Consider the following 22,819-nt stretch of genomic DNA (forward strand, 5'->3'; position numbering starts at 1 on the left):
GCAAAAGCAATAAAGCCGTTGCCTTACCTATCGTTTCTTTTTACCTTGATTCTTGATTTTTGCTTCTAATTTACGGCAAAAATATCCCCTTTGTTCCAGGTCGGCCGCGCATCGTCCTGTGCAACCAGGTAGCCAATTATAAAGTTAAGCTGGGCGTATTTTTTGCCGGCTGCAAAATCAAAAATACCATTAATATCGTCCTGTGGCTTATGATAATATTTGGCGCGCCATTTAGCCACAAAATCGTTCAGGTTGTTTTTGCCATCGGCGGTTTTGCTGCCGTATTTAATATGCAGAGCCGGTATGCCGTTTACCACGAAGCTGTATTGGTCGCTGCGTACAAAACGCACTTGCTTGGGTTCTGGGTCGGGTTCAACGCCAAGTCCCAAATAACCCGCCGCTTCATCGACCTGTTTCGCCAGTGAAGAATGCTCGGCACCCAAAGCAGTAACCGACAATAACGGGGCAATAATGGTAGGCATATCGGTATTCACATCGGCTACGATGCTTTTAACCGGCACGGTTGGGCGTGCGGCAAAATAACCCGAGCCGAGGTCGCCCAATTCCTCGCCGGTAAGCAGCACGGTAAGTATGGAGCGTTTTGGTTTATTTTTAATTCCGCTGTATATTTTGGCAATTGCCATTACGCTGGCGCAGCCTGAAGCATTATCATGCGCGCCGTTGTAAATAGAGTCGCCTTCAACCGGGCGACCGATACCCAAATGGTCGAGGTGGGCGCTGTGGACTACGTATTCGTTTTTCAGCTTAGTGTCGCTGCCTTCAATTTTACCCACTACATTGTAGCTGATGATATCGTTATAAGTTGATGCATAAGAGATTTTAACGCCAGCATCGATAGCAAACGATGCGGGCTGACCACCTTTCATTTGTGCCAAAAGCGCCGGTATATTTTTACCTGCACCTTTTACCAGGTTATTAAATATAGGATAGCTAAACTGGCCCAGCACTTTAACATCATCCGAATAAAATGTGCGTGAAATTACCACCGTACCATCTTTACCGATTACACTGTATTGGCCGCCACGTGCCGCACCAAAACGGGCAGCCGAATCGGCAGTACAGATGATAACTCCGATGGCCCCATGCTCGGCCGCTGCTTTTAATATTGACGTGGGGTTCATAGTATGCGCCATAACCGAGGAAGAAAATTTATCGGGGGCGCCGCGCACCACCAACACCACTTTACCTTTAACATCAAGCCCGGCATAATCATCATATCCAAGCGAAGGTTCGCTGGCGCCATAGCCTGCGAAAGCAAGCTGGCCGCTTAAACTTACATCCGGTTTGGAGGGGTTGGGCAATATGTTATAGTCTTTACCAGCCGTTAATGCTACTGCGTTTTGCCCGGTTAGTGCGGCATCTGCAGTGCCGGTAGTTGCTTTGCGCAGCTTTACTTCCTGCAGCCAGGTACCGTTTTCGCCAGCGGGTTTAACGCCCATGCTTTTTAGGCGACTAACCACATAGTCAACCGCCATCTGGAAGCCTTCGGTTCCCGGGCCGCGGCCTTTTAATTTATCATCAGCCAGGTAAGCAATGTCAGCCTTAAACTGCGCAGTATCAACTTTGGCAAGCGCCTGCTCAATTTCGGCGCTTAACTTTATCTGCTGCGCGAAAACGCTGCTTGCAAACAATACTATCACAGGTATAAATAATACCTTAAAAAACTTAATCATATTTCAGGATATCGAAGTTTAATAAATACCTCACAAGGTATTAACTAAGCATTTCACCTGCAAGTTGTTAGTAATATTGTTACTTAAGCCGGGAAACTTCCATCAACCATAACTATCGGGTTCTTTTTAAACACCTCCCAATCGGCCAGCAAACGTTGTTTTAAGCTTTGCAGGGTTATATCGGTTGTCCATTTAATATCCAGCACTTCCAGCCGGTAAATATGTTTTAATAAATTGTAGCACATGGTGAACTGGCCGCAGGCAATAATATTATCGCGCATGGTTTGTTTACCTGCCGGGAACCATAACGTAGTGCCCATGCTGGTGGCCAGGGTTGCAATCTCCTGTATCTGCGGACCTGGGGTTAAAACATTGGCTACTGCGGGCCACCAGGCTTTATCTTTCGACTCCAGGTTTTCGATTCGCGTTGTGGCGTGTTGTGCCGAAAACTCATAAATATAGCAGGATAATACCCGGTTCTTATAAGCCGGCATGCCATAAAATTCGCTGAAATACTGGCGGCGTATTTGTTTTAAAAACAGGTCGGTGGTAATCAGTAAGGTCGAGCTAAGCCTCGTTGCCAGCATTTGCTGCAGTTGATTAAACTTGATTTTGAAAATAGTGCCTATAAATCTAACTATCACCTTACCAAAACTACTTTTCAAACCGTTAATCGCTTTATTAAAGGTTAACACCGTCCAAAAATAAAACAGCGTATAAATGCCGGACGTAAGGACTAAAAAAAGACCTGCCCGCCGTTCCCAGCTCTCGGTTAGTATCGCAAGTAAAAAGCTTGCAACAAATATGATTACTCCAAACGGCATCAATTTTCTAAGTGTATCGATAGTAAGGTTTTTATACCAGGCATCGGCTTTTGGCGGGGTTTGGTAACCGTTTACAAAGTAACTGCCCACATCACATACCATCATCAGGTCGAACTGTTTTTTGGGCGGGTGTTCGGCCCTGAAAGTATCTTCCATCATCATGCTATACAGGCCCTGGTTGTCAACCACGCCGCCGTCAACCATGCAAAATGGCTCGTTTTGTACTTTAGGCAGATTTAACGGGTTATTGTTTTTGTAGTCGATAGCGGTAAGCATTTTGTTTACATCCGTTAAGCCGGGATGGATGTAATCATCCGGATAAATCATAGGCTCAAAACCACTCGGGAAGCAGGATGAAGTTGCAGCCAGGTCGCCAAGCTTAAGTTTGCGGGCTATTTCGGCATTGTTAAAATGCAGGTAATAATTGCCTACCGTTCGTATACTGTCGTCGTCGCCATTGGTTTGGAAGCGGAATGAGATACCATTGTTCAGTTCGGTCGCGTTAAAGCAAACCGTTTTGAGGTGCGGGTTTTCAGTGCGGTTAAAATAAACGTCGAACAGGTTGGTGTTGGGATGCGCGGCATCATTAAACAGCAATTTATCATAAGCTTTGGCAAACGAATTGATGATGTTATGGCTCTTTTCAATTTTCACCTCCACCTCCTTCCCATTTTTAACAATTGTGCGTTTACCAACTTCGTTCCAGCGTTTGGGATCGTTTAAAATGTCGCAAACTTCTTCCAGCAGCGCTTCGCCGTCCATAAAGTTTTTCATATTGTTGAAAAACGTAGCAAACTCAAATCCGGGTTTGAAAAGACATGAGGTATAATAGGCATTAGCCAGTGTGCCACCCGATGTGGAAGTTATGAAGGTAACATGTTTTAAAAGCGTGTCGGCCGCGTCTCCCCAGTATGCCCGATTAAGGTATGATATTGCGCCAAGGCCAAATGATGCCGCCCTGAAGCCGCCGCCCGATAAGGCCAGTGCTATATCGCCAAAAGGCGATGAGGGCTCTATGTTTATTAATTTCCGGTCGGTATCCTCTTTTTGCGCCTGTAAGGTAGGCTGGGTTAGTGAATTGGTAGTTGCCATGATTGTGCTTAAAATAAGGTTGAATAGTTAACCTAAAGTTAAGACTAAGATTCGTAGGATTTGTTGGATTATAGGATTTTTTTTGGGCGGTGAAATAATACCGTTTTAAAATCTTACAATTCACCAAAAAACTAAGATTCACGGGATTTGTTGGATTATGTGATTTTTTTCGGCCTATTGATACAATAGTCGCGTTTTGGTAAATCCTATAATCCTAGCAATCCAAAAAATCTTAGTTTATTGACGGTGCAGTTGCCAGAACAAATACACAATGCACCCTATAACGGTAACGGCCAAAACAATAAGACCGGTTTTACGACGGCGCTTGTCCTGCCAAATCAGCCAGGCGAAAAAAGCAATAAAGGGCAGTACAAAAATTGCCCAGAAGATAAGTGATGGTCCCATATGCCCCCTAACCCCCTAAAGGGGGAATTTAAAACTCTTCCGGCAAGGAAGAGCGGTTTATAATTATGTTAATTTTTATCAAACGTGGTAATATGTGTCCTTTCGTTCCCCCTTCAGGGGGCCAGGGGGCCTACAACGGCATCCTCGCCAGGGGCGTAACATCCTGGCTAGTGAATTCCCCGTTTAAAAATTTATAATACCCGGCAATGGCAATCATGGCTGCATTATCTGTACAATACTCCATTTTCGGTATAAAGCAGCGCCAGCAATTTTTTTCGCCCAGGGCTAATAAACCTTGTCGCAAGCCTGTATTAGCCGACACACCGCCGGCTAAAGCAATATCTTTTATACCATATGCCTGCGCTGCCTTGCTTAATTTATTCAATAAAATAGTGGCAATCCGTTTTTCAACCGAGGCGCAAATATCGTTTAAGTTTTGTTGGATAAAATCGGGGTTGGCGGCTACATTATCCCTTATAAAATAAAGGATGGATGTTTTTAACCCGCTGAAGCTAAAATCAAAGCCGGGTATCTGCGGCTCGGGGAATTTGTATGCATCGGGGTTGCCCGAACGCGCGTGTTTATCAATCAGCGGGCCACCGGGGTAAGGGAGGCCCAAAATTTTGCTGGTCTTATCCATTGCCTCGCCGGCTGCATCGTCGAGCGTTTGGCCGATAACTTCCATATCGAAATAATCTTTCACCAAAACTATCTGTGTATGGCCACCTGATACCGTAAGGCATAAAAACGGGAACGTGGGTTTGTTATCGCCTATAAAATGCGCCAGCACATGGGCTTGCATGTGGTTTATATCAATCAGCGGGATGTTTTTTGCCAGCGCGAAAGCCTTAGCAAACGATACGCCGACCAATAACGACCCTAAAAGACCGGGCCCCCGCGTAAAAGCTACAGCATCCACGTCATTTTTGTTTACTTTTGCGTTCAACAGCGCTTGTTGAACCGCAGGAACAATATTTTGCTGATGAACCCTAGAGGCAAGCTCAGGGACAACGCCACCGTAGGCTTCGTGTATGGTTTGATTGGCAATTACATTGCTCAAAATCTCACCATCAACACAAACCGAGGCGGAGGTTTCATCGCACGAAGATTCAATTCCGAGTATTACAGGCACAGCTTTAATTATTGTTTTTGTTGAATTATTAAAATATTGATTTATTACGAATGAACGTTAAACTAAAAATTGAAAACGGTGTTAAACCATTCAGCAAATCAGCAATACAATAATTCACTAATTATTAAACCGCAAAGTTATTAAAAAAGCACTCAAAATAGCGTTAAGTATAGTATTGGTCATCCTGCTGATATTTAGCATCCTATTACTGGTGTTTCAATATAAGCCGGTGCAAACCTGGGCAGCAAAAAAAGCTGCAGGCTATTTATCCGAAAAATTCAAGACGACTGTTTCTATAGATGGCCTGTATATCAAGCCATTCTCCTCTGTAGTACTCGAGGGTTTTTATGTGCTCGACAAGCAGAAAGACACTTTACTGAGCACCCCGAAACTTGAGATTGACCTCGCCGGTTTTTCGCTTTTCAGCAGTATAAAAAATAAAATTATTGACTTTAAGCTGATACAACTGGATAACGGTTCGGCCTATCTTAAAAAACAAAGCGACAGCACATCAAACCTTAAGTTTATTATTGATGCGTTGAGCGGGCCTCCTGATACCACCAAAAGCAAACCCTGGCATGTGGAGTTCGAGAAAATCGCCATCAATAATTTCCACTTCCGCTTTAAAAACATGCTGGTTGATACCGTTATAAAAGGCATTAATTTTGACGACCTCGATGTAAAACATTTCAGCGCGGTTATAAAAAACATGGACCTTACTAACCATCTATTTAAAGGTAATGTGACCAACCTCACCCTAAAAGAAAAGAGCGGCTTTTACCTAAAAAGGTTTAATGCCGATGCCACCATTGATTCCAACCAGATATTAGCCCAAAACCTGTTTATACAAACAAACCACTCCACGCTTAAAAATTATTTCAGGATGAAGTTTAAGTCGTTTGACGATGTAGGCGCCCATATTGAAGATAAGGTTTACATGGATGGGGACTTTAAATCATCCAGGATATCATCGACAGACATTGCTTATTTTACAGATGGCCTTGAAAATGTGCGATTTGATTTAGGGGTTGATGGCCGCATAAATGGCTATGTAAATAACCTAAAAGCAAAACAACTGACCATTACAGGCGCAAAGGCAACTTATATTCGGGGCGACTTTAATTTAAAAGGACTGCCTGATTGGGACAATACTTTCCTGGAGCTGAACTTTGACCAGGTTGCCACCAACAAAGCCGACCTTGATTTTCTTTACAGTAATTTCGTAGGCAAACGTTTCGCAAAAACTCCGGATATCATAGCCAAGTTTGGGAATGTCAATTTTTCGGGAAGGTTTACGGGCCTGCAAAACGACTTTGTTGCTTACGGAACATTTAAAACAAAACTGGGCAGTTTCGACTCCGACATCAACCTGAAAATAAATAAAGCTGGTACGCCGTCATATAGCGGAAAACTCAACACCAATGCTTTTGATTTAGGCGAACTGCTTGATGAGCCCGACCTTGGCCGCATCACGATGAATGCCAACGTAAAAGGCAGCGGCGACGACCTGAAAACCCTTAACGAAAACGTTGATGCAAAAATAAGTGAGTTGACGTTTAAGGGTTACAATTACCATAACCTGGCACTGAATGGCACCTTCGCTAAAAAGATAGCCAGCGGTAAACTTACCATCAACGACAAAAAAATAAAGCTTAATGGTTCTGGCAGCGTTGACCTTAACCCCGCTTTACCGGTTTATGCCTTCAATGGCAATATCAACGAGGCCCATCTGCACGATTTAAAAATACTGAACGATACCATAACCTTTACCACCCAAATAAAGGCCAATTTTTCGGGCAATGACCTAAGCAATATTACCGGTGAGGCGGCACTTCAAAAAATAAGAATTGTTGACCCCAGGAATAATTATGTGCTCGATTCGCTTGATATTACGGCTACGGGAAAGGGTAATCAGAGAGCGATCAACCTGAAATCAGACTTTGCCGATGGGTATATAAAGGGCAGCTATGATTTAGCCACACTACCTTCGTATTTTAAAACCATCGTAAAAAAATACATTCCATCGTTAAAAACAGAAATAGTTACCCCAAAGCCACAGGATTTTTCGTTTAACCTTACGCTTAAAAATATCGACCCGCTGATTGCCATTTTTGTGCCCAACTTAAAGATACCTGACCAGGGAACTTTTATTGGTGAATTTAACTCCGAAAAGAAAACGGCCACGCTTTCATCGTACATAAAAACTATCCAGTACGATAAAATCGTTTTTCATGATTTTATTATTGATGAGGGCACTACCGATGGCTACCTGGGGCTGAACCTTTCGCTAAATAAAGTTAACATCACCGACAGCCTCTTTATAAAAAACATTACGGTTACTAACTTTTTAAAGAATGACAGCTTAAATTTCAACGTAAAGCTATCGGATAAAGATGCCGTTAACCAGTTAGATTTGTACGGACTGGTACAGTTTGGACGTGATACTACCGCTAAGCTGCATATCCTGCCTTCCGACGTGATATTAGAGCGTCAAAACTGGAAGATAGTTGAAAAGACAAGAATTAAATTTTTAGACGGCAAAACCCAGGTTGAAGGTTTTGAACTATCAAACGGGCAGCAAAAAGTCAAGATAGACGGTTTTGTATCAGACAACCCGGCGGATAAACTAAAGCTAACCTTTCAAAAATTCAGCATGGCTACGTTGAACCAGCTTACCAAAACAGCAGGTATACAAATGCATGGTTCGCTTAACGGCGATGTGAACCTCAGCTCGATTCTGAAAACACCAGGGGTTGATGCCAAACTGGGTATAGATTCATTGATGATGAACAAAACGCTGGTTGGCGATGTGAAAATAACCTCGACACTTGGTAACGACCGTAAGCAGGCAGATGTTAACATCAACATAAAAAACCATGGGCTTGAAACTATGAACCTTGCCGGCGTTTACCAGATTGGCCACGACACCGAGGATAACCTGAACTTTGATGTGAAGATGGACCAAACCGAGGCTATAATTTTTGAACCGTTCATAAAAGATTTGGTGTCGAACGTAAAGGGTACGGTATCCAGCAATTTAAAATTAACCGGCCCGGTTTCAAAGCCCAAGCTCAATGGTACCGTTAGTCTTAATGATATAGGTGTAACTGTTAACTATCTTAAAACGCCTTACCTGGTTAGTGATACCGTTGAAGTTGCGAACAGTGTAGTGAAAATTAACAGCATGCGGCTTAGGGATACCAGAAATGGATATGGCGATGTTACCGGCACTGTTGACTTAACCGACCTTACCAACCCCGATATCGAGGTAGAAGTAAACGCCCACAACCTGATGGCGCTTAATACCAATTTTAAAGATAATCACTTGTATTATGGTACAGCCTTTGGCACCGGCCGTTTCAGCTTTAACGGCCCGGTTGATAACATGAAGATTGATATTAAAGCCAGCACCGAAGCCGGAACGATATTTAATATCCCACTAAACACTTCGGTAACTGTTGGCGATTACGATTTTATAAAATTTGTGAGCCATAACGACACTACAAAAGCTGCGCCTAAAAAACTTGCTTTTAACGGGGTGACTTTAAATTTCGACCTTACAGTTGACGAAAAAACCGTTGTAAAAATAACTACCGACTACGGCGTGCTTGAAGGCAGCGGACAAGCGAAGGATTTGCGGCTCAACATAAACAGCCTTGGAGATTTTGAAATGTTTGGCAGCTTTTTAATTACCTCGGGAAAATTTGAGTTTACGGCGAAGAATTTTATCAGCAAAAACTTTACTGTAAACCAGGGTGGTACCATCCGCTGGACGGGCAGCCCGTCGAACGCATCGATAAACCTGAATGCAATTTACGAGGTGCGTGCCGACATACAGCCGTTATACCAGGCGGCCGGCTCACAGTCGCCGAAAGGGCGCTCGCTGGCATTGGTGCAGGCCGAACTGATATTAACCAAAACACTGTTACAGCCAACTATCGATTTCGACTTTAATTTCCCGCTCGACCCATCAATTAAAGAGGATTTGAGCACTTACCTTGCCGATAACAACAACCGCAGCCAGCAGGCGCTGAGCATTATTGTAAGGCGCAACTTTAGCAACGGCGCCAACAGCAACCTAACCAACCAGGTGTTGGGTACGGCCGGGGAGGCGGTTAGCGAGTTTGCATTTAATAAACTCAACAGCTTTATATCGCAGTCGAACATCAAAAATCTCGATTTAAACATCCGGTCGTTTAATGACCTGGGAGTGTCGTACAGGTTTAAAAACAGGCTGATACTTACGGGTAGCCTGTTCAACTCCTCATTAGGCAGCAGCAGCGATTTGTTTAATAACAATACCAGCTTGTTTAACTCCAGCTTTAGCCAACTGACCAAGGACTTTGAAGCGCAATATCTTATCCGTAAAGATGGCAATTTGAGCGCCAGGTACTCGTATCGTGTACTGAACAGTACAACGCTTAACGCGCTGAGGGGTAACTTAACCGAGCAATATGTAAATGGTATCGGTCTGGTTTATCAGCGCGATTTTGACACCTTCGGCGAGTTTATTCGGAACTTTTTCCGCAGTGGCACCAGGCGGACTGCGCCGGTTAACCCAACACCAATTCCCCCAACAAGTAAAACACCGCCGGTTACACCCGCCGTTAAGCCCGATGACGAGGAATAGTAGTTTGAAGTCTTAAGTCGAAAGTCTCAAATCCTGAGTGAAAACCGATGATCGGTTTAAGACTTCTGACTTTAATCTTTTTGACTCAAGGCTTTCGACTTAAGACTTTAGGCTTAGTACTCAAGACTTAAACTCAATGATCGAGCATAATGGTATGGTCCATTTTATCGCGCTTGGTACGCAAGTAGACTTCGTTATGTGGGTTCGATGCAATTTCGATAGGTACATTCTCGACCACTTCAAGACCATAGCCTATCAGGCCTGCACGCTTTTTAGGATTGTTGCTCATCAGGCGCATTTTGGATATGCCCAGGCTGCGCAATATTTGAGCGCCCACACCGTAGTCGCGCTGGTCCATTTTAAAGCCGAGTTCAAGGTTTGCTTCAACGGTATCCATGCCATTTTCCTGCAAGTGGTAAGCTTTAAGCTTGTTGATGAGTCCAATGCCGCGCCCTTCCTGGTTCATGTACAACACCACGCCTTTGCCTTCGCGGTTTATCATTTCCATGGCTGCATGTAGTTGCGGCCCGCAATCGCACCGGCATGAGCCGAAAATATCGCCGGTAACGCACGAGCTGTGCACGCGCACCAATACCGGCTCATCGGGTTCCCAAGTGCCTTTAACCAGTGCCAAATGATTTTCTCCGGTATCAGCCTGCGTATAGGCAATCATATCAAAATCGCCCCATTGAGTAGGCATTTTTACCGATACATCTTTATGCACAAGGCTTTCGGTTGCCAGGCGGTAAGCTATCAGATCTTTTATCGATACTATCTTGAGGTCAAATTCTTTAGCAATTACCAGCAACTCCGGCAAACGCGCCATGTCGCCATCTTCCTTCATTATTTCGCATATTACGCCTGCCGGTTCAAAACCAGCCAAAACAGCAAGGTCAATAGCCGCTTCGGTATGGCCGGTACGGCGCAATACGCCGCCGTCCTTCGCTATCAATGGGAAAATATGGCCCGGGCGACCCAGATCTTCCGGCTTTGTAGCCGGGTCAATAAGTGCAAGCGTGGTTTTTGAACGGTCGGAAGCCGAAATACCTGTGGTGCACCCCGCCAGCAAATCAACCGAAACAGTAAAGTTTGTTTCGTGCGATGTGGTGTTGTGACTAACCATCGGCTCCAAATTAAGCTCGCGTGCACGTTTTTGGGTAATAGGGGCACAAACCAGCCCACGCCCATGGCGTACCATAAAGTTTATGGTTTCGGGAGTTGCGTTGCGCGCAGCAGTTAAAAAATCGCCCTCGTTTTCGCGGTCTTCATCGTCAACAACTATAATGGTTTTTCCGCTTTTTATGGCGTCTATGGCTTCCTGTATTGTATTTAACATGTATACTGGTTATTTGAAAAAAGTTGCCGGTGAGGCAATTTTAATTCCTTGTTTTAAAACTGAATGCAAAGTTAGCTGATAATGAAATCAATCAAGTCGTTCCTTTGTAAATTAAGTACTTGTTTATTGCGTAATAAGTTGCCCTGCGGTAAAAAACAACCATTCAACTAAATAAACTCAATCTAACTTAATCAACTTACCTCCGCTTTCTTTCGCTTAAACAACTTGTTAAAAAACCGTTTATAAACTTCCATGTCAAATATCACAGAATCTGTTGCAGCCTTGTACGAAAGAAACGTGCCTATAGGTGTTATAATGGTAATAGCAACCCACGATCCTAAAATGGGCGAAAGGTCGCCGTCTTTTACCGCTTTTTCGCCGATGGTTGAAATAATGTAGAAAATAAGGAAAAAGATAACTGATACCACAACGGGTAAGCCCAGGCCGCCTTTGCGGATTATTGCCCCAAGCGGTGCACCAATTAAAAACAGAGCAATACATGCTGCCGACAGTGTGAATTTTTTCTGAAATTCCAGCCTGGCTCTGCGCACATTTTTACTGAGTTCGGTTACGCGCTCGCCGCGGTTTTTAAGTAAATCCTGTATGGAACGTGCCTCGCTGGATGCGCTGGCAATAATGCTTAACTGTTCATATATCTTTAAATTAGGTATGCTTTTGTCGCCCTTAATGGCACCAGCATATTTTTTTGCCGAATCGGGACTAGTCTTTATCGAATAGTATTTAATATAGGCGGTTATTAGTTTAAAATTCACCTGCAAACTGCTGTCAATCTGCCGGCGGCTCTTGTGCTCGTCATCATTAATCTGTTGAAGGTTCATCATCTGCAAAGCCTGTTTAAACTCGCTTTCATCAGTGCGTTTCATTTTGCTCAGGCCCGAAATGTCAAATTTTTGTTCCGTTTCCTTAAAGCGGAAGCGGGTTAACTTTTGCCGGTAGTTGAAATTATTGGTGCCCTTGGCTTCCTCGTACCTCACCCCGTCTTTAAGCTTTAGCACCAGGAACAGGCCATTTGGCGTACGGTACATTTTGCCGCTTTTGGCCAATAAAACAATAGTATTATTTTCGGACGGATTTTTTGAGTAGATCATGATGTCGTACAAGGTTTGCCCATCTGGATCTTTTCTTTTCACCCTGATAACATACCCCGGAAAACTACTGCTGAACACCCCCTCAGGCAAAAAATTGGCCGATTTTTGCTGCCGCGCATCATATAATAACGAGTAGTATTTTAAATTGGCAATGGGCAGCATATAATCTGAGAATACAAAGGCCGCCACGCTTAAAATAGCGACCACAACAAGCATAGGCGCCATGGCACGGCGCAACGATATACCTGCAGATTTGATGGCCACCAGCTCGTAATTTTCGCCGAGGCTACCGTAAGTCATGATGGATGATAGCAGCACCGAGAGCGGTAACGCCATCTGCACGTTGGTAGCCGATGCATACACCATCAGTTCGACGATGATATACCATTCAAAACCTTTGCCGATGAGGTCGTCGATGTATTTAAACAAAAACAACATCAGCAACACAAACATCACTATCAGGAAAGTGACTAAAAAAGGCCTTATAAACGATTTAAGCAGTAAAAGATGTATTTTCTTCATTAAAAATGCCCCTTGTGTATAAGCCCTAAGCCTGTAAAACGCAGGCAGCAAGGCCCGTGCGCTTGTTATTGCAGCTTATAACGCGCATTGCGGCTTTATCATACAAAAGTAGGAATATTTAAATTTTTTCAGGCCCCTAATGTGCTTATCAGGTATTTTACCTGGTTGTCCCAAATCAGCTTACGTTCGCCAATTGCGTCTTCGGCGGCAAAGTCGGTAATGCTGAGGGCAACGTCGCTGGTAAGTTCATCCTGTATAATTTCCATCTCGAAGTAATAGGAAGGGTCGTCATCCACCCAGCGGAAACGTACCAGTTTGTTTTCTTTAATGGCCAGCAGCTTTGCTGTTTGCTGCTCATCGTCCCATGTAAACGTATAAACCTGGTCGCGAACGCTCACGTCATCGGCAAACCATTGTGTTAATCCATTGGGCTCATTTAGAAAGCTATATAGTATCCGTGGAGATGATTTTATTTCATACTCTATATTAAATTTCTTCTTTTCAGGCATGCTCGGTTTATAATTGAATACTATTATGCTGTAAATGTTAACATTTTTTCTAAAGAAAACGAATTTCTGCTATATTTGCAAACCTTTTTCGGATGGGGGTTTGTTTAAGCGGTTAATATAATCTTATTTAAGCAAACTATCATTGATACCGGAAACAAAATAATCCGCTATACAGCGGACGGCAGTTCTTAAAAGTAACCAGTGTTAAATAACCCGGCGGGGTAGCTCAGATGGTTAGAGCGTAGGATTCATATCCGCTAATTAGCGGACGGCAGTTCTTACAAAGTAATCAATATTAAAATAACCCGGCGGGGTAGCTCAGATGGTTAGAGCGTAGGATTCATATCCGCTAATTAGCGGACGGCAGTTCTTAAAAGTAATCAATATTGAAAAAAATAACCCGGCGGGGTAGCTCAGATGGTTAGAGCGTAGGATTCATATCCGCTAATTAGCGGACGGCAGTTCTTAAAAGTAATCAATATTAAAAAAAATAACCCGGCGGGGTAGCTCAGATGGTTAGAGCGTAGGATTCATAACCCTAAGGTCGGCAGTTCGATCCTGCTCCCCGCTACTGATAGTCAGGCAGTTATGAGAAATCATAGCTGCCTTTATCATTTTTGTTAAAACAATGTTTAAACAGAGCAATATTTCAATGTAGGCGAGCCAGCCTACCGCTGCACCGTGCTGCGGTTTATACTTAAAGATACGAAAAAACATCGGCCCCGGACGAAAAATTTGCGATTTTCTTAGCGTGAATTTTACCAAATTCACTTTGGCGTATCGGTAAAAACCGTATCTTCATCTAAACCCTAATCCCTGATGAACGTCATTTGCATTGAAAATACGGCCTTCTATGCCCTGATTGATACCGTCATTGCCCGCATTAAGGAAAAACAGAACAATAGTGCTGATAAGTGGATTTCAACCGACGAGGCAATGACCATGCTGCGTATCACCAGCAAAACCACCTTGCAGAAACTGCGCGACGAGGGGAAAATACGCGCCTCGCAGCCGGGAAAACGCACGGTGCTTTATGACCGGGATTCGATCATCGATTATCTTGAAGATTTCACCTATGAGACGTTTGATATGAAATGAACTAGATAGTTAGTTTATCCCTAAAATCCCGCCGCCTACTTTTCTTTGCTTCTGCGGCAAAGAAAAGTAGCAAAAGAAAACGCAGGCCCCATAATGTGGAACCCGCGCTGTGCTTACTGAGTTGTTGTCTGACGCTAAGTTCGCGCCCACCTGGTCAATTAACTTTCGTTAATATCATGTTGGTTGGAACGGAAAACGTAGGATCGTAATGTTCGTTTCCCACTACAATATGTTCAGTGTTGGTTAGCACCCAATGGGCCTTGTTCGGGCCCCCCGCCAATAGTTCAAAGATTACATTGCAGCGTTTTGACTGCCTGCCCTCGTCTGCGAATATGAAATGAATGGTGCGCCGGTTTTTATCGTCGCTGTCAAAACTGCCGCTGGTAATGGTGGTGTCTTTCCCGCTCGACGAATGTATTATTTTTCCGCTTTTCACTAAAGCATAGTCTCCCTGGATAAGGTCGATATAAAAATCGTCAGTGCCGCGTTTGACATGCACCTTATCATTTCGCAGTTCAATTGTTAGCCGGGTGCTATCGTCCGCATACGTCCATTTTCCTTCGAATTTATGCAACTCGGACTGGCTTACATGGTGTCCGCCGCTTAGCATTCTCTGCGCCTTTGCGTTTGAAAGGGCGACGATTATTAAAAGTATGGTCAAAAGATTTTTCATGTTGGTTTAATTACAGGTGGTAACTACTATTGAATCAGTAACGCCATTAGTGACATTAATCGTATCGGTACTCCAAGTGGTAAAGGTAGCATTGCCTTTCAAAATCGTGATTCCGGAATTCTTCAGGGCTGACAACAATGCCAACTCATATGCGGTTGTTTTATCTCTTCCCAATGCTTCGTATACTTTTTCGCTATTGGAATAGTAGGTCTCAAATGTTTGGAATTGGGCTGTCGTGGTAAAGTTGGCTGCCGCAAAGGTCGCAAACTTAGCAGGGTCGTTTATCTTCATCATATATGTAGTACCGCTCGCGGTTACGACGCCCACGGTAAACTTTGAGATATCCGCTACTTTCCCGGCCTGCTGCAACTGATAGATAGCTTTTACGTCGCTGCCGGAGAATGTAGGCATCGTGCCGGTGTAATGGGAATGGATATAGCCGGAAAGCGGTGTTGCTGGCGAGAGTGCGATAGAGGCCTGTCCGGCCAGTCCCTGCACATATGCATAATTTCCACTTGCATCAATCATATATCCGACCTCGTTTGGCAGGGCCGTCTTTGATTTTAAATCGGCCATTTCTGCCTTAAACTTCGCATCGAGCGCAAGGGCTTTGGCCTGCGCACACGGGTCGGGAGGACATGGCTTTGCCGGTGCATCTACCACGCACGGTGTTTGGGCGGGTGGTGGTGGCAATCCGCCGTCAGGCGGCACGGGTATGTTGTCTACTCGCAACCCCACGCCATTTGCGGCATCGACTGCAAGCGGCGTGCAGGGGTGAACGACTGGCGGACCCGTATGGCTGCCCGGAGGACATGGCGGCGGCGGGGGCGGTGGACTAGCACTACCCCCACCACCTGGTGTTGTATTGCCATCATCGACATTGACACAGGTCGTTCCTAAAAAAGTCGCATACTGGAATACGCCATCAGTAAAATACGCAATGTACCAATCGGTACACTGTTTCACAATGTTGTTTGGCAGTAATTTGTCGGGGCTAATGCTTTGCACCTTCTGCGCGTTAGAACCTTCGTCTGTTGCTGCGCCCGTAACGAGCTGCCCGTTATGGTAGGCATATCCGCCCAAATAATTTCCTTTCGGGGTAAAGTAAAGCACCTTGCCGCTAAAGTCCGCATCATGCTGCCTATAGGTATTATGCCCTAATTTGCTTGTATCGTTTTTTACGTAACCCGAATCGGCAATTATCGTTAGGACATAGGCACTGTATTTACTGCCATCATTTATGAGGAGGAAATAGCTTCGACTATAGGCGGGGTTTTGATGGTTGTTGCCAAGCTGTAGCGCCGATCCAAATTTTGCGCTGGATTCAATCGGCATCTCAATTACATTGTTATTGATTCGAACATACGTTGCAGGATGCTGCCAGTCGGGCTTAATCCATTGGCTTAAGTCGTGGTTTCCTCCCGTGCCTTGGGTTATCAGCTTACCGCTGGCGCTGCCGTTTACGGGATAAGTGTTCTCGTACCATGCCTTTGCCGCCGCAACTTGCGGTGCCGACTGTGGGTCGCGTTTGTTTTCCTTTCGGCAACTGTGAATTACCAAGATGCCGACAAGCACCGCGACAACCGCGCATAGTTTGAACAATAATGGCTTAAGGGAATTTTTCTTCATATAGATTTAGCGAAAGGGTTTAGTGTGCCGCCAAGGTATGGGTAAAAGGGCTACCTAAATGTAACAATAATGTTACATTTACATTACTTACAAAGCCGCCTTCGTCCGCATCAAAGAAACACAGAACAAAGGGAAAATACGTACCTAGCAACCGGGAAAAAGAACGGTAACCCAAATTATCTTGTCCCTCATTGATATTCAATGAAGGGAATCGCTAAAAAATTAGTGTTTAAAATTATCCGGTTAAGGGTATTTTAACTACCTTTATGCGTTTTATTTTAAACTATGCGGTTGCTGTAGTTTGTTTTCTAATGTATAACGGTATTATGACTACCACTGGACAGACCAAAATAAACCAATTACTCTCATCACTTCCCGCCGGAGTGGTATTGCAGGCCTCTTGGCTTTCTGAGCAGGGCTATAATTCCGATTTGCAAAAAGCCTACCGCCGCAGCCATTGGCTTGAATCCATAGGGACGGGCGCGATGATACGCAATGGTGATACTGTTAGCTATGAGGGCGCAATCTATGCCTTGCAGCAGCAAAGCAACATGCCCGTTCACCCTGGCGGAAGAACGGCGTTGTCGCTTTTAGGAAAGGCGCATTATCTTTCCCTATCGGAAAAGAAGGTGACTGTATTTGGCGAGGATAACGCGCGATTACCAACATGGTTTTTAAACCATGATTGGGGCGTAGGCGTTGACTATTATCAATCCTCCTTCCTCCCATCGGGTATCGGTATGTCCGAGGTCGAGATCAAAACCTATTCGATCAAGGTATCTGGCGCTGCGCGCGCGCTAATGGAATGTCTTTATCTGGCACCTGAAAAAATGGCGCTGATGGAGTGCTACGAGCTGATGGAAGGCCTCAATAACCTAAAGCCTGCTCAAGTTCAGCAATTGCTGGAAAAATGCCAGTCCGTCAAAGTAAAGCGGCTGTTTCTTTATCTGGCGGAAAAAGCAAATCACAACTGGACTAAATTTCTGAATCACGAAAAAATTAATGTGGGCAGCGGTAAACGCAGTATCGTCAAAAACGGGGTCTATATCGACCGTTATCAAATAACTGTCCCGAAGGAATTAGCAGAACATGGCGAACGAAGCGTATAAAAAGCAGGTCAGTCTTTTACTCAATGTATTACCGGAAGTGGCAAAGGAAACCTGCTTTGCATTGCATGGCGGTACGGCAATCAATCTCTTTGTTCGGGATATGCCGCGCCTCTCGGTGGACATCGACCTGACCTATCTTCCTATCGAAGACAGGGCCGCATCGCTTCAACATATCGCTGAAGCACTGGAACGGTTAAAGGCCAGCATTGAAAAAGCGGTTCCCGGCACGCGTGTGATACACCGCAGGGAAGTAGCAAAGCTACAGATCGCAACACAGGCCGCTACAATCAAATTAGAAGTAAGCCTGGTAGGACGTGGTGCCATAGGCGATCCGGTAGAAATGCAATTATGTGCAAAAGCACAGGAAGATTTTGACGCATTCTGCGCGATTCCGGTTGTGCCGGTCGGGCAGCTTTACGGTGGAAAAATTTGCGCGGCGCTTGATCGGCAACATCCGAGGGATTTATTTGATGTAAAATACCTGTTGGCGAACGAAGGATTTTCCGAACAGGTCAAAAAGGGATTTCTGCTTTCATTGCTGGGCAGCGACAGGCCGATACGCGAGATTCTCCATCCGAATTTACAAGATCAACGTGCAGCAATGGAAAATCAGTTCGCCGGTATGGCCGATGAAGAATTTAGCTATGAAGAATATGAAGCAACGCGCGCCATACTTATTACTACTGTACGTACGGCCCTGACACCGAAGGATAAAGCGTTTATCTTGAGTATCAAAGGGCTAACCCCTGATTGGAGCATCTACGATTTCGAAAAGTTCCCATCTGTTGCCTGGAAAATTCACCATTTGCAGCGTCTCAAAGACGGTAATGCGGCTAAGCATCAAGAGCAATATGAGGCGCTGAAAAACCTCCTTGATAATATTTAGCGCGCCTAAACAGAAAACCAGGATGATTATTTGCCGTTTCAACGGGAAAAGATGATACTAATTTGCTGTCAGCAGCACCCGTCCGCCGCCTACTTTTCTTTGCTTCGGGGGCAAAGAAAAGTAGCAAAAAAAACGCAGGCCATTATTCGCGATCAAAGGCTGTCCGGGATTTGTTTTTAAAAATTCATATCTTTATGCAAACCAATCACGACAGCGATGGCAAATGCAGTAGAAGATGCGTTGAACCGGGGCAGCGCCGAACAACGCGAAAAAGCGATGCAGACCATAGAGGAAGCACGCCGCAATATTCAAATGAACAATGTGCAAATGGGGGATATTTCCTCAACTAGTGCAACGAATGTCGCGCATCAAGCGCAGGTCATTGAGGATGCCAAACGCACCATCCCCTTTGAAACGATGCAGCATGTCGATACGGTATCGCCGCCGATGAACACGCCGCCGGTGAATGCATCGCAGACGCATGGCCAAATGAATTCCAACGTCATCGAACTGCACCCCGACACAAAAAATACGATTGAAAGTATCGAGCAGGGAGAGGGTAACAATTATCTCAACCAAAATGCTGTAGATCGTGCCTTGGCGCGGCAAGCACAGGAAATGCCACAATATGAGGAACCGCAAAGAGCAATGGGCCGCTAAACGGCGACCCCATGCGCGCTTATCTATCAAGCAGCAGTTGATAGCGATATTAATAGGTGTTTCGACAGCCGTCGCACTATTGCTGTTTCTTCAGCAGACGTATCTAGTGCTTTTAATTGTGGCTCTAAGCCTATTGTTTTTAATAGGTGGATGGATCATGGAGCTTATCAAAATGAAAAGGCGATAAACGCAAAACCCCAAAAAACACTCTAAATACGAAGCCCCCTTGCACTCGCTGCTTGGGGGCTTCAACCTAAACCTTATCACAATAGGCGGAAGAATCCCGCCATATAGATGCGGTAAATATAGAATTTCTTTTCAAAAGTCGGGTGGAAACATATCGGCGATGCGCATGTGAAAGGCGCGTGCAAGTTTGCCGAGGGAACTCACCATGAAGTTCAGTTCTCCCGTTTCCAGCCGTTGAACCCATTCCAGCTTTACACCCATTGCTTCGGCGAGTTGTTGCTGCGTCATGTTCCGTTCGATCCGAAGTTCTGCCATCCTTGCCCCAACTTTGCATAAGGCGGCTTTGTCTGTTGTTGTCATGGCGGCGAAGCTAGGGTTTTTGCATTTAAAAATATTTTTTTGGATTTTCAATGCGCCGTATTATCTTAGCGCAAATCCTATTCCTTATGCCTGCGTTTGATTTTCCACTCGACCGAACTATTTATTCTTTTAATAACGACGAACCGTTCACTATCGGCAATGCCTGTGAAGGGGTGCAGATTTTTGGTGGGATCGGCTCCGGCAAGACCAGCGGCAGCGGCGAAGCGCTGGCCCGCGCCTTCCTGATGGCAGGCTTTGGTGGCTTGGTCCTCTGCGCTAAAAAAGACGTGCTGGAAGACTGGAAACGCTACGCGCGTGAAACCGGGCGCGCCGAACAGGTCTTGGTGTTTGACGATTCCGGCGATTTTGTGTTTCCGTTCCTGCAATATGAAATCGAGCGGGAGGGCGAGGGCGCCGGCTACACCGACAATTTAGTGCGGCTGTTCACCACTATCTACGAAGCGCTCGACCGCAGCGTCAAAAGCGAGGGTAGCGATCCCTATTGGGAACGCGCCATGCAGCAGTTGCTAAGGAATACCATCGACCTATGCATGCTTGCCCGTGGCACCGTCTCCGTACCACTGATCCACGATGTCATCCTTTCCGCGCCGATGAGCATCGCGCAGCTCGACACGGACGAGTTTAAAAATAAAAGTCTCTGCTGGAAGCTCATATTGGAAGGCTACGCAAAAAACCACGATAGATGGGCCAAGCATGATTTTGACTGCACGGCCGCCTTCTGGTTAGAAGAATACCCCAACCTCGCCGATAAAACCCGTAGCAGCATTATCTCCACCCTCTCGACGATGATGGATATTTTCCTGCGCAGGCCTTTCCGTAGGCTGTTTTCCGAAATGCCGGATGACCGGCGGAAGATCGCCTATCCCGAACTCTCCCATCGTGGCGTCATCATCATTTTAAACCTGCCGGTGAAAGAATTTGGCGATGCGGGCAGGGCGGCCCAGGTCGTGTATAAATATCTTTGGCAGCAAGCGGTAGAGCGCCGGGCGGCCACCAATCAGACCATCCCGGTGTTTCTGTGGGTCGATGAGGCACAGAACTTTGTCACGGAATACGATATGCAGTTCCAGGCCACCGCCCGCAGCGCCCGCGCCTGCACAGTGTACCTCACGCAAAACCTGCCGAACTATTACGCCGTCATGGGTGGCACGCAAAGCAAATACCGCGTGGACTCGCTGATGGGTAATCTGCAAACTAAAATCTGGCATGCCAACAGCGACCCCATGACCAACGACCATGCCGCCGAAACCATTGGCCGTAGCTGGCAGACACGCGTATCTTCCGGCGAGAGCTACGGCGCGGATTCTTACAATGTCAGCAGCAGCAAAAACGAAAGCTTCGATTACGACGTGCCGCCGCAATCCTTCACCAAGCTGCACAAAGGCGGCGCGCTGAATAACCGGACCGTCGAGGCCATCGTGTTCCAGAATGGTCGCTTATGGAAAAACGAACAGACCCATTTATTCGCAGAATTCACCCAATATGTATAACAGCAAGCTTATCACCCAACCGTTTGTCCACGGCGAGGTAACCAACAAATCCCGTCACGTAACGGGATTGCATAAATGGGCGCGCACTTCGCGCCTGGTCGGCACCTTGATGCTGATTCTCGGATGGTTCACCATTCCTTTTGAAGTGATTCTTCGCCGCGATTTCGGCCAACGCTGGTTTACGCCGATCAATTTCTATTTAGGTCTGTTGCTGGTGTTTGTATTTGCATTACTTCAGGAAACCTATGTCGCCGTATGGGGGCGTATCCAATCTATTTTCTCCTATATTGGCTTTATTTCGTCTGTAACCCCCAAAGAGGAGTTGCAAAAAGCGCAGACGGATATGATGGCCATCATGGGCTATTTCTTGCTCGCTTATGTCCTTATGGGACTTTACCACCTCTTTAAAATCAAATGGCGGAATCAATCAAACACCCCGATCCATTCCTACGATGACGGCACTTCCCGGTTGCGCTGGCTAGGCATCGTATTGATGTGGGTTTTGAATGTGCTTTCGATACCGTATATGGCGGTCTGTTTTTTGTTAATTCCGCGTAAGCAGCGCCAGGGGAAAACATTTCCGGTCCTCATTTCCAATCAGCAGGCATTTACCGACGTTTTCGTCGAACCCGCGCTGATTTTCACGCTTGCCTATAACACGTCACAAATCGTCAGTTTCTGGCTCTACCTTTCCGGCTTTGCCGTTCTCGTGCATGCGCATTGGAAAGAAATGGCACGCAGAAATAAAATGCTGGATTTTCAGGATGGCAAGGTCGAAGCCGAACTCATGCGAGAGTTGAGGAATTCAACGGCGCAAGAAAAGGCTCAACAAGCCCAATGGTGGAAAGCGGCGAAGGGGGTTCAGCCTAATTTGCAGCCAGCGTCGCAGACTGCTATACGATACCCTGACCTGATGGGAATTATTGAGGAGATGAACAGGGAGAAAGGTCATCTTGCAAGGTAATGCAATTCGCATTTGTGTTACGTAAATCTGTTTGACGCGTCGCGACTTCCATATTCATTTTAACGGCTTTTGGCGCTTATATAAGCGCATTTTATTTATATCTGAATGCTTTATATTTACAAAAACAATCTCGATGAAAAAATTCTTACTTTGGGTCGTGTTTACGATTTTAGCAATTGTACTATTACAAACGTTTATCAACAAAAATCTTTCGTCACCTTCAACATTCGTTGATCCCAGTAAGAGGTTTGAGAACTCTTGGCGGACTCCAAATGTTGGACAGGAATTTACAACAATTGCTCATGCCTTAGTTAAAAAAAGCATACCCTGCCCGGAGATTAAAGTTAGGAAGGCCACCGACGAGAACATTTATCTTTGCGCATGTAAGGACGAAAATGAACACTGGCGAGGGTATCAAATATTCGTTTCTTCTGGGGAGGCCTTGCCTTTTAATGACCCCACGATATTGATGCCTTCTCTATGATAAAGT

General features: G+C 45.4%; 18 protein-coding genes and 1 tRNA gene. 9 read left to right on the forward strand and 10 right to left on the reverse strand.

Features of this window, described 5'->3' with window-relative positions:
- Positions 1–65 precede the first annotated feature (65 nt).
- The 4 genes from NAF19_RS07410 to tsaD form a co-directional block, all read right to left on the reverse strand.
- The gene (locus NAF19_RS07410; RefSeq protein ID WP_252789185.1) at positions 66–1,694 is read right to left on the reverse strand and encodes a M28 family peptidase; all 1,629 of its coding nucleotides are present in this window, start codon (positions 1,692–1,694) and stop codon (positions 66–68) included.
- Between the two features lie 83 nt (positions 1,695–1,777).
- The gene (locus NAF19_RS07415) at positions 1,778–3,610 is read right to left on the reverse strand and encodes a patatin-like phospholipase family protein (protein ID WP_252789186.1); all 1,833 of its coding nucleotides are present in this window, start codon (positions 3,608–3,610) and stop codon (positions 1,778–1,780) included.
- Between the two features lie 237 nt (positions 3,611–3,847).
- Positions 3,848–4,015 (reverse strand): resistance to Congo red protein, encoded by a 168-nt coding sequence (locus NAF19_RS07420; RefSeq protein WP_252789187.1) that lies wholly within the window; start codon positions 4,013–4,015, stop codon positions 3,848–3,850.
- A 130-nt stretch (positions 4,016–4,145) separates the two neighbouring features.
- Positions 4,146–5,147 (reverse strand): tRNA (adenosine(37)-N6)-threonylcarbamoyltransferase complex transferase subunit TsaD, encoded by a 1,002-nt coding sequence (gene tsaD, locus NAF19_RS07425; protein WP_252789188.1) that lies wholly within the window; start codon positions 5,145–5,147, stop codon positions 4,146–4,148.
- Positions 5,148–5,358: 211 nt separating this feature from the next.
- Between tsaD and NAF19_RS30710 the strand changes: the two genes are divergently transcribed.
- A complete protein-coding gene (locus tag NAF19_RS30710; protein ID WP_252789189.1) occupies positions 5,359–9,777 on the forward strand; it encodes a translocation/assembly module TamB domain-containing protein in 4,419 nt (1,472 codons plus the stop codon).
- A 133-nt stretch (positions 9,778–9,910) separates the two neighbouring features.
- Here NAF19_RS30710 and NAF19_RS07435 read toward each other — a convergent pair whose 3' ends face one another.
- The 3 genes from NAF19_RS07435 to NAF19_RS07445 form a co-directional block, all read right to left on the reverse strand.
- A complete protein-coding gene (locus NAF19_RS07435; protein ID WP_252789190.1) occupies positions 9,911–11,113 on the reverse strand; it encodes a bifunctional 3,4-dihydroxy-2-butanone-4-phosphate synthase/GTP cyclohydrolase II in 1,203 nt (400 codons plus the stop codon).
- Positions 11,114–11,304: 191 nt separating this feature from the next.
- A complete protein-coding gene (locus NAF19_RS07440; RefSeq protein ID WP_252789191.1) occupies positions 11,305–12,744 on the reverse strand; it encodes an LptF/LptG family permease in 1,440 nt (479 codons plus the stop codon).
- A 128-nt stretch (positions 12,745–12,872) separates the two neighbouring features.
- Positions 12,873–13,253 (reverse strand): START-like domain-containing protein, encoded by a 381-nt coding sequence (locus NAF19_RS07445; protein WP_252789192.1) that lies wholly within the window; start codon positions 13,251–13,253, stop codon positions 12,873–12,875.
- A gap of 497 nt (positions 13,254–13,750) precedes the next feature.
- Between NAF19_RS07445 and NAF19_RS07450 the strand changes: the two genes are divergently transcribed.
- Both NAF19_RS07450 and NAF19_RS07455 read left to right on the forward strand, forming a co-directional pair.
- Positions 13,751–13,824, forward strand: a tRNA-Met gene (locus tag NAF19_RS07450).
- Positions 13,825–14,072: 248 nt separating this feature from the next.
- A complete protein-coding gene (locus tag NAF19_RS07455; protein ID WP_252789193.1) occupies positions 14,073–14,351 on the forward strand; it encodes a helix-turn-helix domain-containing protein in 279 nt (92 codons plus the stop codon).
- A gap of 154 nt (positions 14,352–14,505) precedes the next feature.
- On the opposite strand, the gene NAF19_RS07460 is transcribed toward NAF19_RS07455, so the two are convergent.
- Positions 14,506–15,024 carry a DUF6705 family protein gene (locus tag NAF19_RS07460; RefSeq protein WP_252789194.1) on the reverse strand — a complete coding sequence of 173 codons (519 nt, stop codon included), beginning with the start codon at positions 15,022–15,024 and terminating at the stop codon, positions 14,506–14,508.
- A gap of 6 nt (positions 15,025–15,030) precedes the next feature.
- Positions 15,031–16,653: a hypothetical protein gene (locus NAF19_RS07465; protein WP_252789195.1), complete on the reverse strand. Its 1,623-nt coding sequence runs from the start codon at positions 16,651–16,653 to the stop codon at positions 15,031–15,033.
- A 266-nt stretch (positions 16,654–16,919) separates the two neighbouring features.
- Between NAF19_RS07465 and NAF19_RS07470 the strand changes: the two genes are divergently transcribed.
- From NAF19_RS07470 to NAF19_RS07480, 3 genes are all read left to right on the forward strand, one after another.
- A complete protein-coding gene (locus NAF19_RS07470; protein WP_252789196.1) occupies positions 16,920–17,762 on the forward strand; it encodes a type IV toxin-antitoxin system AbiEi family antitoxin in 843 nt (280 codons plus the stop codon).
- Positions 17,743–18,648: a nucleotidyl transferase AbiEii/AbiGii toxin family protein gene (locus NAF19_RS07475; protein WP_252789197.1), complete on the forward strand. Its 906-nt coding sequence runs from the start codon at positions 17,743–17,745 to the stop codon at positions 18,646–18,648. Before NAF19_RS07470 ends, NAF19_RS07475 begins: the two co-directional genes overlap by 20 nt.
- 216 nt (positions 18,649–18,864) lie before the next feature.
- Positions 18,865–19,308 carry a hypothetical protein gene (locus tag NAF19_RS07480; protein ID WP_252789198.1) on the forward strand — a complete coding sequence of 148 codons (444 nt, stop codon included), beginning with the start codon at positions 18,865–18,867 and terminating at the stop codon, positions 19,306–19,308.
- A 318-nt stretch (positions 19,309–19,626) separates the two neighbouring features.
- Here the strand turns inward: NAF19_RS07480 and NAF19_RS07485 are convergent, their stop codons facing one another.
- Entirely contained in the window at positions 19,627–19,905 is a 279-nt protein-coding gene (locus NAF19_RS07485) for a helix-turn-helix domain-containing protein (RefSeq protein WP_252789199.1), read from the reverse strand.
- Positions 19,906–19,940: 35 nt separating this feature from the next.
- On the opposite strand from NAF19_RS07485, the gene NAF19_RS07490 reads away from it, so the two are divergent.
- From NAF19_RS07490 to NAF19_RS07500, 3 genes are all read left to right on the forward strand, one after another.
- Positions 19,941–21,365, forward strand: coding sequence for a type IV secretory system conjugative DNA transfer family protein (locus NAF19_RS07490; protein WP_252789200.1), 1,425 nt, complete (start codon positions 19,941–19,943; stop codon positions 21,363–21,365).
- Positions 21,358–22,329, forward strand: coding sequence for a hypothetical protein (locus NAF19_RS07495; RefSeq protein ID WP_252789201.1), 972 nt, complete (start codon positions 21,358–21,360; stop codon positions 22,327–22,329). The genes NAF19_RS07490 and NAF19_RS07495 overlap by 8 nt, the downstream gene beginning before the upstream one ends.
- Positions 22,330–22,462: 133 nt before the next feature.
- Positions 22,463–22,813, forward strand: coding sequence for a hypothetical protein (locus tag NAF19_RS07500; protein ID WP_252789202.1), 351 nt, complete (start codon positions 22,463–22,465; stop codon positions 22,811–22,813).
- Positions 22,814–22,819: the final 6 nt, after the last annotated feature.

Source organism: Mucilaginibacter flavidus (assembly GCF_024055575.1).
Classification (GTDB): domain Bacteria; phylum Bacteroidota; class Bacteroidia; order Sphingobacteriales; family Sphingobacteriaceae; genus Mucilaginibacter; species Mucilaginibacter flavidus.

What these genes read in the sequence shown, in the direction of transcription:
- NAF19_RS07480 (WP_252789198.1), top strand. Translation starts at nt 18,865, where the DNA reads ATGGCAAATGCAGTAGAAGATGCGTTGAACCGGGGCAGCGCCGAACAA.
- NAF19_RS07415 (WP_252789186.1), bottom strand. Translation starts at nt 3,610, where the DNA reads ATGGCAACTACCAATTCACTAACCCAGCCTACCTTACAGGCGCAAAAA.
- NAF19_RS07435 (WP_252789190.1), bottom strand. Translation starts at nt 11,113, where the DNA reads ATGTTAAATACAATACAGGAAGCCATAGACGCCATAAAAAGCGGAAAA.
- NAF19_RS07410 (WP_252789185.1), bottom strand. Translation starts at nt 1,694, where the DNA reads ATGATTAAGTTTTTTAAGGTATTATTTATACCTGTGATAGTATTGTTT.
- NAF19_RS07465 (WP_252789195.1), bottom strand. Translation starts at nt 16,653, where the DNA reads ATGAAGAAAAATTCCCTTAAGCCATTATTGTTCAAACTATGCGCGGTT.
- NAF19_RS07455 (WP_252789193.1), top strand. Translation starts at nt 14,073, where the DNA reads ATGAACGTCATTTGCATTGAAAATACGGCCTTCTATGCCCTGATTGAT.
- NAF19_RS07475 (WP_252789197.1), top strand. Translation starts at nt 17,743, where the DNA reads ATGGCGAACGAAGCGTATAAAAAGCAGGTCAGTCTTTTACTCAATGTA.
- NAF19_RS07440 (WP_252789191.1), bottom strand. Translation starts at nt 12,744, where the DNA reads ATGAAGAAAATACATCTTTTACTGCTTAAATCGTTTATAAGGCCTTTT.
- NAF19_RS07500 (WP_252789202.1), top strand. Translation starts at nt 22,463, where the DNA reads ATGAAAAAATTCTTACTTTGGGTCGTGTTTACGATTTTAGCAATTGTA.
- NAF19_RS07460 (WP_252789194.1), bottom strand. Translation starts at nt 15,024, where the DNA reads ATGAAAAATCTTTTGACCATACTTTTAATAATCGTCGCCCTTTCAAAC.
- NAF19_RS07495 (WP_252789201.1), top strand. Translation starts at nt 21,358, where the DNA reads ATGTATAACAGCAAGCTTATCACCCAACCGTTTGTCCACGGCGAGGTA.
- NAF19_RS07470 (WP_252789196.1), top strand. Translation starts at nt 16,920, where the DNA reads ATGCGTTTTATTTTAAACTATGCGGTTGCTGTAGTTTGTTTTCTAATG.
- NAF19_RS07420 (WP_252789187.1), bottom strand. Translation starts at nt 4,015, where the DNA reads ATGGGACCATCACTTATCTTCTGGGCAATTTTTGTACTGCCCTTTATT.
- NAF19_RS07490 (WP_252789200.1), top strand. Translation starts at nt 19,941, where the DNA reads ATGCCTGCGTTTGATTTTCCACTCGACCGAACTATTTATTCTTTTAAT.
- NAF19_RS07445 (WP_252789192.1), bottom strand. Translation starts at nt 13,253, where the DNA reads ATGCCTGAAAAGAAGAAATTTAATATAGAGTATGAAATAAAATCATCT.